This window comes from Dongia sp. (assembly GCF_041909655.1).
Taxonomy (GTDB): Bacteria; Pseudomonadota; Alphaproteobacteria; order Dongiales; family Dongiaceae; genus Dongia.
Genome location: NZ_JAYRDA010000002.1, coordinates 117,022 through 131,608, shown reverse-complemented (window position 1 = coordinate 131,608; position 14,587 = coordinate 117,022). Strand labels below are relative to the sequence as shown.

At 63.3% G+C, this 14,587-nt stretch carries 13 protein-coding genes; 7 read left to right on the top strand and 6 right to left on the bottom strand.

What is annotated here, in order from left to right; genetic code table 11:
• Nucleotides 1-2 precede the first annotated feature (2 nt).
• Both ACE3PR_RS03820 and neuB read right to left on the bottom strand, forming a co-directional pair.
• The gene (locus tag ACE3PR_RS03820) at nucleotides 3-605 is read right to left on the bottom strand and encodes an acetyltransferase (protein WP_374368369.1); all 603 of its coding nucleotides are present in this window, start codon (nucleotides 603-605) and stop codon (nucleotides 3-5) included.
• Nucleotides 602-1,687, bottom strand: coding sequence for an N-acetylneuraminate synthase (gene neuB, locus ACE3PR_RS03815; RefSeq protein ID WP_374368366.1), 1,086 nt, complete (start codon nucleotides 1,685-1,687; stop codon nucleotides 602-604). Before neuB ends, ACE3PR_RS03820 begins: the two co-directional genes overlap by 4 nt.
• Nucleotides 1,688-1,829: 142 nt before the next feature.
• Between neuB and ACE3PR_RS03810 the strand changes: the two genes are divergently transcribed.
• Together ACE3PR_RS03810 and neuC are read left to right on the top strand one after the other, a co-directional pair.
• Complete coding sequence (locus tag ACE3PR_RS03810) at nucleotides 1,830-3,047, top strand: LegC family aminotransferase (protein WP_374368363.1); 1,218 nt, start codon at nucleotides 1,830-1,832, stop codon at nucleotides 3,045-3,047.
• Nucleotides 3,047-4,207 (top strand): UDP-N-acetylglucosamine 2-epimerase, encoded by a 1,161-nt coding sequence (neuC, locus tag ACE3PR_RS03805; RefSeq protein ID WP_374368360.1) that lies wholly within the window; start codon nucleotides 3,047-3,049, stop codon nucleotides 4,205-4,207. The genes ACE3PR_RS03810 and neuC overlap by 1 nt, the downstream gene beginning before the upstream one ends.
• Here the strand turns inward: neuC and ACE3PR_RS03800 are convergent.
• Nucleotides 4,204-4,905: a cytidylyltransferase domain-containing protein gene (locus ACE3PR_RS03800; protein WP_374368357.1), complete on the bottom strand. Its 702-nt coding sequence runs from the start codon at nucleotides 4,903-4,905 to the stop codon at nucleotides 4,204-4,206. The genes neuC and ACE3PR_RS03800 overlap by 4 nt on opposite strands.
• A 147-nt stretch (nucleotides 4,906-5,052) precedes the next feature.
• On the opposite strand from ACE3PR_RS03800, the gene ACE3PR_RS03795 reads away from it, so the two are divergent.
• Nucleotides 5,053-6,975, top strand: a complete 1,923-nt coding sequence (locus ACE3PR_RS03795; RefSeq protein WP_374368354.1) for a hypothetical protein — start codon at nucleotides 5,053-5,055, stop codon at nucleotides 6,973-6,975.
• 45 nt (nucleotides 6,976-7,020) lie between these two features.
• On the opposite strand, the gene ACE3PR_RS03790 is transcribed toward ACE3PR_RS03795, so the two are convergent.
• On the bottom strand, nucleotides 7,021-8,337 hold the full coding sequence (locus tag ACE3PR_RS03790; RefSeq protein WP_374368351.1) for an MFS transporter: 1,317 nt from the start codon (nucleotides 8,335-8,337) through the stop codon (nucleotides 7,021-7,023).
• On the bottom strand, nucleotides 8,292-9,974 hold the full coding sequence (locus ACE3PR_RS03785) for a GMC family oxidoreductase (RefSeq protein ID WP_374368348.1): 1,683 nt from the start codon (nucleotides 9,972-9,974) through the stop codon (nucleotides 8,292-8,294). Before ACE3PR_RS03785 ends, ACE3PR_RS03790 begins: the two co-directional genes overlap by 46 nt.
• Before the next feature lie 203 nt (nucleotides 9,975-10,177).
• Between ACE3PR_RS03785 and ACE3PR_RS03780 the strand changes: the two genes are divergently transcribed.
• The gene (locus tag ACE3PR_RS03780) at nucleotides 10,178-10,951 is read left to right on the top strand and encodes an IclR family transcriptional regulator (RefSeq protein ID WP_374368345.1); all 774 of its coding nucleotides are present in this window, start codon (nucleotides 10,178-10,180) and stop codon (nucleotides 10,949-10,951) included.
• Between the two features lie 11 nt (nucleotides 10,952-10,962).
• On the opposite strand, the gene ACE3PR_RS03775 is transcribed toward ACE3PR_RS03780, so the two are convergent.
• The gene (locus ACE3PR_RS03775; protein WP_374368342.1) at nucleotides 10,963-11,703 is read right to left on the bottom strand and encodes a tellurite resistance TerB family protein; all 741 of its coding nucleotides are present in this window, start codon (nucleotides 11,701-11,703) and stop codon (nucleotides 10,963-10,965) included.
• Between the two features lie 160 nt (nucleotides 11,704-11,863).
• Between ACE3PR_RS03775 and ACE3PR_RS03770 the strand changes: the two genes are divergently transcribed.
• From ACE3PR_RS03770 to ACE3PR_RS03760, 3 genes are all read left to right on the top strand, one after another.
• Nucleotides 11,864-13,054 carry a benzoate/H(+) symporter BenE family transporter gene (locus ACE3PR_RS03770; protein ID WP_374368340.1) on the top strand — a complete coding sequence of 397 codons (1,191 nt, stop codon included), beginning with the start codon at nucleotides 11,864-11,866 and terminating at the stop codon, nucleotides 13,052-13,054.
• Nucleotides 13,055-13,165: 111 nt separating this feature from the next.
• Entirely contained in the window at nucleotides 13,166-13,957 is a 792-nt protein-coding gene (locus ACE3PR_RS03765; protein WP_374368338.1) for a DUF2182 domain-containing protein, read from the top strand.
• A gap of 16 nt (nucleotides 13,958-13,973) precedes the next feature.
• A complete protein-coding gene (locus tag ACE3PR_RS03760) occupies nucleotides 13,974-14,582 on the top strand; it encodes a DUF1326 domain-containing protein (RefSeq protein WP_374368336.1) in 609 nt (202 codons plus the stop codon).
• Nucleotides 14,583-14,587: the final 5 nt, after the last annotated feature.

Genomic DNA, 14,587 nt, shown 5'->3' with positions numbered 1-14,587 from the left:
CCCTAGACGCGGCCGCCTGCAGACACCGACTTCGTGATTACCGAGCCGGCGCGTATCATGCTCTCCACGCCGATCTTCATGCCCTGAATGACGATGGCGCCGGTACCGAGATGACTGCCCGCCCCGATCTCGACATTGCCGGAGAGAACGACGCCCGGCGCCAGATGCACATGGTCGCCGATGATGCCGTCGTGATCGACCGAGGCGCGCGTGTTGACGATGACATTGCTGCCGACCCGGCTGCCGACCTGCACGATGGCGCCGGCCAGAATCTGCGCGCCTTCCCCCAGGATGACGTCGCCGGCCACAAAGGCGGCCGGATGGACGAAAGCGGGGAGATGAAAACCGCGTGCCTTTGCCTCGGCAAAGAGGCGCGGGCGCGGGTTTTGGGCACCCACATCGACCGAGCCGATGCCGAGCACCAGATCGCAATCCGCCGGCGATACCGCGTCGAGATCGCCGCCCAGATGCCGCAGACCTTGGGGCGGCATGAAATCCGGCTTGGCGTCGATGATGCCAAGGAATTCGAAGCCGGCGAGGCGTAGGGCGTCGAGCACGACGCGGCCATGCCCGCCGCCACCCAGGATCGCGATAGGTTTCTTCATGGTTCGATCACCTCATCCGGGGCATAGGCGCGTTTTGCCCGGGCGCCGAGCAGGTCCCAGAGCGTCACCGGCGCCAGTCCTCCGCCAGCGCGCTTGGTCGTCAGATTCTCCAGGCTGAAGGCTTCGCCGACGGCAATGGCCTGTGCCGCGACAATGGCCTTGCGTGCGACCTGGCGCGTCGACATTTCCGCCGCACTCGGTTTTTTCTCGGTAGAGCCCAGGGATTTGCTGACGGCGCGGATCGCCGCCACCATCGCCGCGAACTCGCTGGGCTCCAGCGAGGCTTTGTGATCGGGACCCGGCAGGCTCTTGTCCAAGGTCATGTGCTTCTCGATCACCTTGGCACCCCGCGCCGACGCTGCGACCGAGATTTCGATGCCGATCGTGTGATCGGAATAGCCGGTGGGAAGGCCGAAAGCAGTGGCCAGCGTATCCATCGCCCGCAGATTGACGTCCGTGACCTGCGCCGGGTAGTCGCTGGTGCAATGGAGCAACGTCACATGCTGCCGCAAAGCAAGCTGCCCGGCATCGCTGCCAAAAGCGGCGGCGAAGGCCAATCGGTCGGGTTGCCCGTTGCCGATATATCCAAAAGCGAGGACTGAGAGCGCCTCGCCGATCTCGGCGAGATCGGCCATGCCGGTCGACAGGATGAGGTCGGCACCCGAGCGCGCCATCTCCAGCAGCAAGGGCGCGTTGGTGAGATCGCCGGAGGAGACCTTGAGCCGGGTCAGGCCCAATTCGGTAAGGAGGCGCAAGGAAGGAAGGTCGAAGGGTGTCGAAAGGAACCCGATGCCACGCTCTCGGGCGCGGGCGATCAGGGCCTTGTGTGCCGCGGCATCCAGTTCCAGCGCTTTCAGCATCTCGAATTGCGAGGCCGTTTCCGGCGCGTTGCGATTCTGATAGGCGGCCTTGGGTGCTGCCTGGGTGACGATCGACTCAGTGCGATAGGTCTGGAACTTTACGACGTCGGCGCCGGCCGCCGCCGCGGCATCGACCAGCGCCAAGGCACGCGGCAGGTCGCCGTTGTGATTGACCCCCGCCTCGCAGATGATCTCGACGCGATCTGTCTCGGTTTCCGCCATCTCGGTCTCGTTCCCCCGCGCAGGGAGTCTGTACCACCCCCCGCGCAAACGTTATACTCCGCCGCAATTCATGCCACTAGCCATTGAATTTCAAGCGCAAATTGATGGTTTGGGGCGGTAGGCCCGACTTCACCGGATTATCATGACTCAAACCGTTCTCAGCACCGCGCCAGCCCCCATGACGGCCCCCCTGTCGCAGACCTTCCTGGCGGCCCTGAAGGCGGCCCTGCCGGGGATCGCCACGCCGGTCGGCCTGCACGAGCCGGTCTTCACCGGCAATGAGCGGGCCTATGTGCAGCAATGCCTCGATTCCGGCTGGGTTTCCTATAACGGGGCCTTCGGTTTGAAATTCGAGGAAATGCTGACCGACCTCACGGGGGCCGGGGCCTGTGCGGCCGTCGTCAGCGGCACGGTCGCCATTGAAATGGCCTTGCGCGTGATCGGCGTGCAGGCGGGTGACGAGGTCCTCTCGCCCAGCCTTACCTTCGTCGCCACCAACAACGCCATCGCCCATGTCGGCGCCATGCCGCATTTCATCGACAGCGAGATTCGCTCGCTGGGCGTCGACGTGGCGAAGCTGGCCGATTACCTCGACGACATTGCCGAGCTTACTCCTGACGGCCCGCGCAACCGCCTCACCGGCAGGCGCCTGGCGGCGATCCTCCCCATGCATTGCTTCGGCCATCCGGTCGACATGGATGCGCTCCTCGCCGTCGCCGAACGCTGGCGCTTGCCCGTGATCGAGGATGCGGCGGAATCGCTGGGGAGCACCTATCGCGGCAGGCCCTGCGGGTCGCTGGCGCCGATCGCCTGCCTCAGCTTCAACGGCAACAAGGTGGTGACTACGGGCGGCGGCGGCGCCATCCTGACGCGCGATCCGGTGCTGGGCCAGCGCTTGCGTTTCCTCACCTCCACGGCGAAGACACCGCACCCCTTCGAATTCATCCATGAGGAGATCGGCTGGAATTACCGCCTGCCGAACCTCAACGCAGCCCTGGGCTGTGCCATGCTGGAGACCCTGCCGGAGCGCCTGTCGGCCAAGCGTGCGCTGCAGGCCCGCTACGAAGCGGCCTTTGCCGGGACCAATCGTTTTGCCATGCTGCGCGAGCCGGACTATGCGAAGAGCAATTACTGGCTGATGGCGGCGGTGCTGGCGCCCGAGGATGCCGGCGAGCGCGACACGATTCTCAAGGCGACGCATGGGGCTGGTTATATGTGCCGTGCCCTTTGGCGCCTCAACCACACGCTGCCGATGTTCAGCGCATCGCCGCGCATGCCACTAAACGTCGCAGAGGCGATCCAGCCGCGCATTATCAACATCCCGAGTGCACCGCAATTGTTCAATCCGAAATCGGCCTGATGTCGGCGCAGCGGCATATCCTGGCGGTCTCCGGCAGTCGGGCGGATTATGCGCTGCTCTATTGGCCGATGCGCCAGATCGCGGCTGACCCCGCCTTTCGTCTGTCCGTGGCGGCGACCGGGATGCATCTGTCGCAGGAGTTCGGGCATACCGTGGATCAGTTCGCGCGGGATGGCTTCCCGCTGGCGGCACAGGTGCCGGTCCTGGGGAAAGCTGACGATCCCGCCGAGATAGCACGAGCCATCGGCAGAGGCATCCTTGGCTTCGTCGACGTTATCGAGACGTTGAGGCCGGACATGCTGTTGGTGCTGGGCGACCGCTTCGAGATCCTGGCGGCCGCAGAGGCGGCTTTCGTGCAGCGGGTGCCGATCGCACATCTCTGCGGTGGCGACGTCACCAACGGTGCGCTCGATGACGGCTTCCGCCATGCCATCACCAAAATGGCAAGCTTGCATTTCGTCACCAATGACGCCGCCGCGCGGCGTGTGCGGCAATTGGGCGAGATACCTGAGCGCGTCTTCAATGTCGGCTCGACTGGCATCGATTTCATTAAACAGGCGAGCTACCTCGACCGGGCGGCATTGTCCGCCGCCCTTGGCTATGAGATTCCGCATAGATTCCTGTTGGTCACTTTTCATCCAGTGACACTCGATCCGGTGCCGAGTGTGGCACAGATGGGCGAGCTGCTGGCGGCTCTTGGCGCATTGCCGCCGGAGATCGGCCTCATTTTCACTTATGCGAATGCCGATGCGGAGGGGAACGCTCTCAATGACCTCATCCGCGGCTTCGTCACCACGCATGCCGGCGCGCGTGCCCATGCCTCGCTGGCGCCACTCACGTTCCAGAGCCTGATGAAGCATGCCGCGGCGATCGTCGGCAATTCGTCGAGCGGTCTTTACGAGGCGCCGAGTTTCGATGTGCCGAGTGTCAATATCGGACGGCGCCAGGAAGGGCGGCCGCGCGCTGCCTCGGTGATCGATTGCGCGCCGGCCCGCACCGCGATCGGCGCTGCGATCAACAAAGCCCTGACCCTGCAGCTACGGGGCACGGTCAATCCCTATGGTGACGGTCAGGCGTCAGAACGCATCCTCGCCACCTTGCGTGGTATTGCCGACTGGCCATGCCTGGTCTTCAAAGAATTCCGCGATCTGCCGGCCTAGCCGTCGCGCCGCGCGAGCAGCAATTCCGCCAAGGCGAAATCGATCTCGTCGTCGATATCGACGCCATGTTCCGGCGCGATCTCGACTGTGCGCAAGCGTCCCGCCCAAATGCCATCGTGGCTTCGGATAAAATCGGGCCGGGCCACATAACAGCCGGCGACGATCTGGTAGACCTTTGGTGCCTGCTGCCGGCCGCTGATGCCGGCGGGCGGCTGCTTCACCAGATGCGGCGCGCCGTCCGCTGCGAGTTCGATCAGGGTGTAATAGGGATTGGCCTTGGCGGGAATGGTGGTCAGCACCAGATCGGCATCACCCTTATCGAAGCGCGCGATACATTTTTCGATATCGATGCCGGTCCGCAAGGGGCAGACAGTGGGGACCGAGACGAAGAGGTCGATCGGCCCGGATTGATCTTCGACAAATTGAACCGCATGGCGCCAGGCCAGCCATTCCGACGCGCTGTCGGTCGCCAGTTCCGCCGGACGCATGAAGGGCACCTCGGCACCATGGGCACGGGCGGCTTCCGCGATCTCGGCATCGTCGGTCGACACCACAATTCGCGAAATCGCCGGCACGGCCTTTGCTGCCGCGATGGCATGGGCGATGAGCGGTTTCCCGGAAATGGGCCGCACGTTCTTGCGCGGGACCCCCTTCGATCCACCGCGGGCGAAAATGAAGGCGACGATATTGCGGGGCAAAGGCTTGCTGACCTGTACAAGGGTTCGGACGTTTGGGTTTCTCGCTCCCGGAACTCGCGCTAATATGCCGCCCGGGGCCGGCATACGCCGATCATACGTATTTTGAGTTCGCCCGTCATAGGCATTTACAGGTAACGGACAGATATCGTGGCGACATTTCCCACACAGATTGCCGCCCTGGGTCGCGAGGTGAAACGCTCGCTTTTCGGCGGTGCCAAGGCCAGGAAGAAAGCGGCGAAGAAACACCATTCCAGCGAAACGCTGATCTCGCAAAGCCTCCAATCGGTGCTGGCGCGGATCGCTGAGGACGGCATCCGGCATCTGCTGGTGGTAGGTGACGCGGCCTTCCTCAGCCTAGTCAAGGCAGGGGCGCCAGATCTTACCGTGACCTGGGCGTCCTGCAACATTGCGGACGTGCTGGCCGGTGCCGCGAATCCGGATGGAATCGATCTTGCAACCTTCGATGCCGCCCTGGCGGGTGGGCCGGATGTCATTGCCGGATACCGTCTGGTCCTAGCCCGCATGGCGGAGGGCCATCCCACCAAACCGGTCTATTGGGTGGCCGAGAACTGGGAATTCTGCGCCGGAACCTTGCCGGTGCCCTCGGTGGCCGACGATGCCGAGGCTTTGCTCTTCAACCACTTCCAGCATTTCTTCGGGATCAAGGATGCGCTGCAATTTCGCATCGAGATTCTGTGCGGCGCCGAGAAGAAGCGCCTCTATCGTATCCTGCGTGCCGATGAGAGCCTGGCCCTCCGCCTTTCCGATTTCTTCCCGCAGGGCCGGCAGGCGTCCAGCATTGCTGCTTATGTCACCCATCCCGTTCTGACACGCGGTCGGCATTATCGCCTCAGGGTCTGCGCTGATGTTTTCTGGCGGCAATCTCTTACCACCCTCCATGGCGTCCACGAGTTCAACCGCGCACCGGATCATAAATTCGAATTCCGCCTCTCCGCCGAAGCCTGCCGCGATGGTGACGTGGTGCTGACGGTGCCGAATTACGACCGGGATCTCGGTAAGGACGATCGCCTGGTCACCTATCTCGACGACGAGATCCGCGAGATCCATCGCCGGCGCGATCTGCCGATCGAGGAGGACTGCGTCACGGCTGCCGATCTGGCGGGGCGCCGTTACGTCGGCTGGGAATATGCCGGCTATGGCGGTTCGAACTGGTACTCGCTGAAGCCGGGGAAGGGGCCGGGTGGGGACGGAGCGATCGCCGCCAATCATCACGCCAGCGTTCCAGTGCGGGACCAGCGCGACATGGCGATGGAAGCGGCGGAGCGGGAGAAGATCGCGGCCCTGCGGGTGGCGGGCTACCTCACCGATCCGCATTGCATTCCAGTGCTGGGGCCACAGAATCCGCTCTGCTTCGGCTTCGATTGCGACAGTGCCAACCCGAATTACCGCGACTTCATCATCCACAGTTTCGACCGACAGGGTCGTTTGCTGCGCGAGGATCGCTATCAAAAGGCACGCAAGGGGGCGATCTTCACCGACGACCTCCCCTGGATTGCCGGCAATGGCGAGATCGGCCTCGTCGTGGTGACGCCGGATTTCGAGCGCATCGGCTATCGCCGAAAGGGCTTCAAGACACAATTCGACCTTGTCGTGAAGCACAGGCAAAGCGAGGATTGGGATGTGACCGAGGCCCAGAATTCCTGGCGCAATATCGGCCTCTTTGTACCCGGTGTCGCGCATTTCGCCGGGCCGATGGGCTCAGTCATCGGTCGCACCAATCTTTTCGCGCGCGCGCGCGTTGGGACGGGTTATCGCACGGCGGTGCTGGCATGTCATGGGAGCGGCCGCCTCGATTACAAGGCGAATGGTGCGCTCACCCTCAGCGTGCTCAACCGGAAGGGCGAGCGCCGCGCCGGCACGGTTGTGGTCCCGAGCTTCGCCGGGAGCCTCATCTGGCTCGACGATCTCATCCCGGATCTTGCCGGATTCCTGGGCGCGGAGAATGTGGGGCCGTTGCTGGCGACCGCCCCCAATGCCGACATCAATTGCCAGATCGTCACCGTCTCGGATGCCGGCGCCGTATCACTGCAGCATATGTGGGGTTATTGAGCGCAAGCCGGCGGGCGGCATGTCTGCCGCCCGCCTTGCGATGGATCAGGCGTTCTTGCGGCCGTCCTTGATCGCCATGGCCGAGAACATGCTGACCAGGGCGGCGAAGACGACATAGGCGCAGAGATACCACGGGCTCCCATCTCCAGCGGTGATGAGATAGGTCGCGATGATCGGCGTGATGCCGCTCGCGAAAATGCCAGAGAATTGATAGACGAACGAGATGCCGGTGTAGCGCACCCGCGCGTCAAAGAGGTCGGAGAACAAGGCCGCTTCCGGCCCGTAGCACATCGCATAGATGATGCCGAAGGGGATGATCAAAGCAAGGCCGATCATGATCGGATCCCCGCTGCTCATCACCCAGAAGGCGGGATAGGTCACCAGCGCCAGCAGGAGCGAGCCGATGGCATAGGTCTTTGGCCGTCCCCATCTGTCGGACAATTTGCCGAAAAAGGGGATGCTGAAGATCATGACCAGGGCCGATATGGCGACCACCCAAAGTGCCGTGGTGCGCGGCACGAATTCCTCGGTCCCCGGCACGTGGACATATTTCGACAGATAGACGATCGAGAACACGGCGAAGACGTTGAAGAACACGCCGTCGATGTAGCGCGCACCCATGCCGAGCAGGATGTTCTTCGGATAGTCGCGGATGGCATCGACGATCGGAATCTTGGCTTCCGATTGCGTTGCCTTCACCTTCTCGAATTCCGGCGTTTCCAGGATGCGCAGGCGGATGTAAAGACCGACCGCGACCAGGACGAAGCTGGCGATGAAGCCGATACGCCAGCCCCAGGCCATGAATTGATCGTCCGGCAATTGCGAGGTCAATGCAGTAACGCCAGACGCAAGGCAGAGGCCGATCGCTAAGCCGATTTGCGGCAGACTGGCATAGTAGCCACGCTTGGTCTTTGGCGCATATTCATAGGCCATCAACACGGCGCCACCCCATTCGCCACCAATGCCGAGGCCCTGAGCGATACGCAGGAGCAGCAGCAGGATGGGGGCGGCGATGCCGATCTGTTCGTAAGTCGGCAGCAGACCGATCAGCACGGTGGCGACACCCATGATCATCAGGGTCAAGACCAGCATGCTCTTGCGGCCGATCTTGTCGCCGAAATGGCCGAAGATCACGCCGCCCAGCGGGCGCGCGACGAAGCCGATGGCAAAGGTGGTATAGGCAAGAAGGATAGAGACGACCGGATCATCGGCCGGGAAATAAAGCTTGTTGAAAACGATGCCGGCGACGATGCCGTATAGAAAGAAATCGTACCACTCGATGGTGGCGCCGATGACGCTGGCGACAACGACGCGCCTTAAACCGCGGTCGCCGCCGGTATGCCCTCCGCTGTACTCAGACATGGTTTCCTCCCGTTTGCTTCATTGTTATCGACATCTTCCCGGATCATCTCGGCGGCCTTCTCGCCGATCATGATGGCGGGGATGTTCGTGTTGCCGGACACCAAAGCCGGCATGATCGAGCAATCGACCACCCAAAGGCCGTCGATTCCTTTCACCCGCAGGCGTGGATCGACCACGGCCTGTGCGTCTTCTTCCGGTCCCATGCGGCAGGTGCCGACAGGATGAAAGATCGTGGCGCCCTGTTCCCGGGCGAAATTCATGAGATCATCGTCGCTGACGGCACCGTCGCCGGGCTTCACCTCGCTGGCGACATATCCGGCGAGCGGGTCGGTCTGTGCCAGCTTGCGGGCAAAGCGCATGGCGGCGACGGCGCAGCGCCGATCGGTTTCCGCGGCGAAGTAATTGGCCTGGATTTTCGGCGCGGCCAGCGGATCGCCGGAGCGGAGCGAGATGCTGCCTGTGCTTTCCGGGCGCAACTGGCAGACCGAGAGGGTGAATCCTGGAAAGTCATGGACCTTGCCGCCGGCCATGTCGGCTGAGAGGGTCGCGATGTGGAACTGGATGTCCGGCGTCTGTGATTCCGGAAGGACGCGGGTGAAAAGCCCGCCTTGATTGATGCCGATGGCAAGCGGCCCGCTGCGGAACAGCAGCCATTCAAGCCCTATGCGCATGCGGCCGGCGAGCGAGCGCAGGGTATCGTTGGTGGTAATGGGCTTGTTGCAGCGATAAATGAGGCGGATCTGCAGATGATCCTGCAGATTCTGTCCGACTCCCGGATGATCCTGGAGGACCGGAATGCCGTGATCCTGGAGGTGAGCCGCCGGGCCGATGCCGGAGAGCATCAGGAGTTGCGGCGATTGCACGGCACCAGCCGAAAGGATCACCCCGCGCCGCGCCTGGATCGATTCCTGGCGGCCGCCGCGCTGGAAGCGGACGCCGGTCGCCCGCTTGCCCTGGAACAGGATTTGCGTCACCTGCGCATCGGTGATGATGCTGAGATTGGCGCGGTCTTCCGCGGGCCGCAGATAGGCCTTGGCAGCGCTTGCCCGCCAGCCGTTATGCGTGGTGAGTTGGTAATAGCCGACGCCTTCCTGTGCGGCGCCGTTGAAATCATCGGTACGTGGCACGCCGCAATTCTCCGCGGCTGCAATCACGGCTTCGATCAATTCGTTCTTGGCGCGGATGCTGCTGACGCGCAACGGGCCGGTGGCGCCATGAAACTGGCTCTCGGCGAAGCGGTCATTGCTTTCCAGGCGGCGGAAATAGGGCAGGACTTCCTGCCAGCTCCAACCCGCATTGCCGAGCTCTCGCCAACGATCGTAATCCTCGGCCTGGCCGCGGATCACGATGAGGCCGTTGATCGAGGACGATCCGCCCAGCACGCGGCCACGGGGCCAGTAGATCTCGCGACCGGCCATATTGGGTTCGGGCTCAGTATGGAAACGCCAGTTGACCCGGCTGTCCCACATCGTCTTGCCGTAGCCGATCGGGAGATGAATCCAGAAATTACGGTCGCGCGGTCCCGCTTCGAGGACGGCGATTTTATAGCGCCCGCCTTCCGACAACCGGTTTGCCAGCACGCAGCCGGACGACCCGGCGCCGACAATGACGAAGTCAAATTCGGTTCCGACGCTCATGTTTGTCTCCCCAGACATAGGAAAACTGACCAAGCCGTTGATTGATGTCAACAAGAAATGAGACAAATCGTCTCACCAGATGAGCTATAATCCTGGAGCCAAGGTGCATGACAGCAACAAGTGCTGCATAGCATGCTGGTGACAAACGATCGTGCTGGGAGCCGCCACCCGTTGGGTGCGGTGCAAAATCGGGGAGCAAAAAGGTGACAGCCGAGAAGGCAAATGCGCGTGACGGCGCATCTGGGATCGACCGCGTATTGGAACTCATCGAGGCGATCTCGCGCACGGGGCGCGCGCTCACCGCGCCGGAGCTTTGCGGCATCCTGGGTCTGCCGAAGCCGACCGTGCATCGCCTGTGCCAACGCCTTGAGGCCGCCGGCTATCTCGCCCGCGAACCGGGCGGCCGCCATTACGGTATCGGGCCGCGCCTGCTGCGGATCGGCCTCGACGTCATGCGCGGCGGGGCCAGTGCCGAGCGCCGTGCGATTCTGAAAAGTGTCGTCGACGAGATCGGCGAGACCTGCAACTTCACGGCGCTTGCTGGGGACGAAGTGATCTATCTCGACCGCGTCGAGGCAAGGTGGCCTTTGCGCCTCCATCTCGAACCCGGCTCACGCGTGCCCTTGCATTGCACGGCCAGCGGCAAGCTGTTTCTGGCCCATCTGCCGCCAGTGCGGCGGCGTAGCGTGCTCGCCGCTTTGGAACTCTCGGCCTTCACGCCGCACACGATCGTCGACCGCGCCAGCTTGGAGCGCGAGCTGGCGGAGATATCCAAAGCCGGGCACAGCCTCGATCGCGAGGAATTCCTGTTGGGCTTGATCGCTGTCGCCGTACCCGTCAAGGACAGCAGCGGCGCCACTCTGGCAGCACTCGCCTGCCACGCGCCATCGGCGCGCCTCAGCCTGGAGCGCGCAGTCGGTTTCCTGCCGGTGCTGGAACGCGCCGCACGGCGTCTTGCCGAAACGCTGCCGGAATAGACGCGCCTGATTCAGGCCATCTCAGCCGGTACCGCGCTCGCTTGCCGTTCTAGCTGATTGAGGAGTTCCGGCGGCAGGCGCAATTTGGCGGCGAGGGCGGACATATAGGCTTTTTCGCGCACGTCATCGGGATCGATGGCAAGGCGCGAGGCGAGCCAGATCTCGGCTGCCTGTTCCTGGCTGCGCGGCAAGGCGGCGATGGCGTCGAGATTGGTGGGGCGGCCCAGTTCATCGAACACGAAGGCCTTGGCATCGGCGTCCAATTGCAATTCCTCGATGCGGGCAAAGAGCTGGCTCTGCTCATTGGCATCCATATGGCCATCGGCCTTGGCCGCGGCGATCATGGCGCGGACCAGAGCGAGAGCGAAGGGCTTGCCATCGGCCGATGTGCCGATGCCGGGATCGAACGGGCTGTCGGCCGGCAGCGGCAGGGCCGCGGGTGCGCCGGAGGCCGGGACGCTCGTCGGATAAGGAATACTTGCCGGCGCGCCACCGGTTTGCGATTTCGCCTGGTAGTTCTGCCAGGCCTTATAGGCAAGACCACCCAGTACCGCGGCGCCACCATAACCCAGTAGATTGCCGCCGATCTTCTTGGCCTTCTTCGAGCCCAAGAGCAAACCGACCAAACCGCCGGTCGCAGCACCCGCCGCGAAGGTACCGGCCTTGCCGAAGCCCTGACCTGAACCCTGACCTGCTCCTTGGCCGACATTGCCGCCCAGGAAGTCTTCCAGCAAACGTTTCGGGTCGAGCATTTTGGGCAATCTCCGGATCTTGAAATGGGGAGCCTAGAGATAAGAGCCGGGCGGCGCGGTTCAAGGCGTGTCAGCTCGCGGTAAGTCTAGGTCTTTGCCAATCTTCCTATTTTCCCGCATCTTGGCTGCTCTTTCGCGGCTAATTCCCGAGTCCCCCGCTATGACTTCCACCTCGAGTTCCGATTTGCGCGGCGATCTTTCCCTGCCTGCCTTCGCCGCCGGCTGGCTTGCCGCCTTCGTCGGCTTTGCCAGTTCCTTTGCCGTCATCGTGCAGGGGCTGATAGCGGTGGGTGCGAGTCAGGCCGAGGCGGCTTCCGGCCTGATGGCGCTCTCGATTTCGATGGGACTCTGCGCCGTTTACTTGAGTCTGCGCACGCGCCTGCCGATCAGCATTGCCTGGTCGACGCCGGGTGCTGCCTTGCTGGCATCGACGGCGTTGCCGGAAGGCGGCTTTCCCGTGGCCGTCGGCGCCTTCCTGGTGACGGGCCTCCTCATCGTCATCGCCGGATTCTGGAAACCCTTGGGCCGTGCCGTCGCCGCCATCCCGGCGCCGCTTGCCAATGCGATGCTGGCCGGCGTGCTGCTGGGGTTGTGCCTCGCGCCGGTAAAGGCGGTCGCCGAATCCCCCATCCACGGCCTGCTCATCGTCGTCACCTGGGCGCTGGTCGCGCGCTTCCGCCGTCTGCTCGCTGTGCCGGCCGCCGTCATCGTCACGGTCGTTATCATCGCCGCGACGGTCGATGTCAGCGGATTGCAGGTCGACGATCTGTGGCCGCGGCCGATCCTGATCCTGCCGGAATTCAGCATTGCCGGCCTCATCGGCATCGCCTTGCCGCTCTTCATCGTCACCATGGCCTCGCAGAATATTCCCGGCATCGCCGTGCTCAACGTCAATGGCTATCGTCCAGAGCCGGGGCCGCTTTTCAGCATCACCGGTATCTTCAGCCTGCTCTCGGCGCCCTTCGGCGGTCATGCAGTCAATTTGGCCGCGATCACGGCGGCGATCTGTGCGGGCGAGGACGCGCATCCCGACCCCAAGAAGCGTTATTGGGCTGCCGTCATCGCCGGCCTCTTCTATCTACTCTTCGGCCTCGGCGCCGCCGCGGCGACCGCTTTCATCAGCGCGGCGCCGCCGATCCTGATCCAGGCAGTGGCGGGCCTTGCCCTGTTCGGTGCCTTCGGTGGCGCCTTGATGGGCGCGATGGCGGAAGCCAAGGACCGTGAGGCGGCTGTGGTAACCTTTGTCGTGACGGCATCCGGCCTCAGCTTCTTTGGCGTGAGCAGCGCGTTCTGGGGGCTCGTCACGGGTGGCGCCATCTATGCCCTGGCGCGCTGGCGCAAGGCGGGCTGACCAAGTTTTTCTGCTGCACTGCACGATATCTGCCCAGTTCCAACGCTCCCGAATTCATGCTTTCCTGACGCACCGGTCGATCGTGATCGTTGCAGTTTCGGAGACGCATCCATGCAGGCCTCGGCCATCGCCGGTCGCCTTCCAGCCGCGGCAGGCTGGTGCGTTTTCTATCTCGCTATCGCTGCTGCCTGGGCGGGGCTCGTCGCAATGGCTGAGACGAGCACGCCGATATTCTGGCCAGATCACGGTGCATTCGCCGGATTCCTGGCACGCTGCCTCGATTCCGTTTCGTCTCTGGCCCTGCCGCATCTCATCGCCATGTGGGCGCTGATGTCGCTCGGCATGATGTTGCCGACGGCTTTCCCGGCCCTGCAGCGCCTCGTCGATCTGCTGCAGTCGCGCCCCGGCGGTGCCGCGCAATTCCTTGCTTTCTGCTTCGCTTATGTCGCAATCTGGCTCGGTTTTTCGCTGATCGCAGCGTTGGCGCAGATGCTGCTCGCCGCGGCGGATCTCATTGATGCGGCGGGCCGGGCGCAAAGCGGTTTTCTCGCTGCCGGCTTGCTGGGCTTTGCCGGGATCTACCAATTCACCAAGCTAAAGCATGCCTGCCTCGCGCGCTGCCGGCATCCGATGACCTTCTTCCTGGCGCAATGGCGCGACGGTGTTCTGGGTGCCGTCATCATGGGGTTGAAGCATGGGCGCGATTGCCTGGGCTGCTGCTGGCCGCTGATGCTGCTGGCCTTTGTCGGCGGCACCATGAATCTCGGCTGGATGGCGTTGGCCATGCTTCTGATGTTGATTGAAAAACTTGCAGGTCCCGGGCGCTTTGTGACGCTGCCCTTGGGGATCGCCCTGGTTCTCTCGGCCGGATATGCCTTTGGCATCGGATGGCAGTCGCTTTAGCAGGCAGGTGGAATAAATGGAGAAATGGGCCCTCAAGGGCGAGCTGATCCTCAATTGCAGTTGTACGGTGTTCTGCCCCTGCGTCATCTCGCTCGGCAAGCATCCGCCGACCGAAGGCCAGTGCCAGGGCTGGGCCGGCGTGCGCATCGACCAGGGGCATAGCGGCGAGACCGACCTTTCCGGCCTCAACGTCGCCTTGCTGCTCGACATTCCCGGCAACATGGCACGCGGCAATTGGAGCGCTGCGGCCTTCATCGACGAGCGGGCGAGCGATATGGCGTTTGAAAAGCTCGTCAACATCTTCAGCGGCAAGGCACGCGGCACCACCGGCCTGTTCTCGGCCCTGGTCAGCACGTTCCTCGGTGCGGAGCGTGCGCCGGTTAGCTTTGAGCGAGAGGGCGAGAAGCGGCGCCTCGTGGTCCCGAAAAAGATCCTGGGCGAGGTGGAGCCGATTGGCGGCAAGGAACCTGGGCAAGGCGTCGTCGTCAAGAACAGCGAATACTGGATCGCTCCCGACATCATCGTCGCCAAGGCCAATCAGGGGCGTGTGCGCGCCTTCGGCCGGGTATGGGATTTCGACGGCCGCAGCGCCGAGATCTGCGACATCGATTGGCGTGGGCCCTGACCGGG

Excerpts from the sequence above, each read along its gene's own strand:
- ACE3PR_RS03775 (WP_374368342.1), bottom strand. The coding sequence starts at position 11,703 with ATGCTCGACCCGAAACGTTTGCTGGAAGACTTCCTGGGCGGCAATGTC.
- ACE3PR_RS03820 (WP_374368369.1), bottom strand. The coding sequence starts at position 605 with ATGAAGAAACCTATCGCGATCCTGGGTGGCGGCGGGCATGGCCGCGTC.
- neuC (WP_374368360.1), top strand. The coding sequence starts at position 3,047 with ATGTCGGCGCAGCGGCATATCCTGGCGGTCTCCGGCAGTCGGGCGGAT.
- ACE3PR_RS03770 (WP_374368340.1), top strand. The coding sequence starts at position 11,864 with ATGACTTCCACCTCGAGTTCCGATTTGCGCGGCGATCTTTCCCTGCCT.
- ACE3PR_RS03790 (WP_374368351.1), bottom strand. The coding sequence starts at position 8,337 with ATGTCTGAGTACAGCGGAGGGCATACCGGCGGCGACCGCGGTTTAAGG.
- neuB (WP_374368366.1), bottom strand. The coding sequence starts at position 1,687 with ATGGCGGAAACCGAGACAGATCGCGTCGAGATCATCTGCGAGGCGGGG.
- ACE3PR_RS03760 (WP_374368336.1), top strand. The coding sequence starts at position 13,974 with ATGGAGAAATGGGCCCTCAAGGGCGAGCTGATCCTCAATTGCAGTTGT.
- ACE3PR_RS03810 (WP_374368363.1), top strand. The coding sequence starts at position 1,830 with ATGACTCAAACCGTTCTCAGCACCGCGCCAGCCCCCATGACGGCCCCC.
- ACE3PR_RS03785 (WP_374368348.1), bottom strand. The coding sequence starts at position 9,974 with ATGAGCGTCGGAACCGAATTTGACTTCGTCATTGTCGGCGCCGGGTCG.
- ACE3PR_RS03765 (WP_374368338.1), top strand. The coding sequence starts at position 13,166 with ATGCAGGCCTCGGCCATCGCCGGTCGCCTTCCAGCCGCGGCAGGCTGG.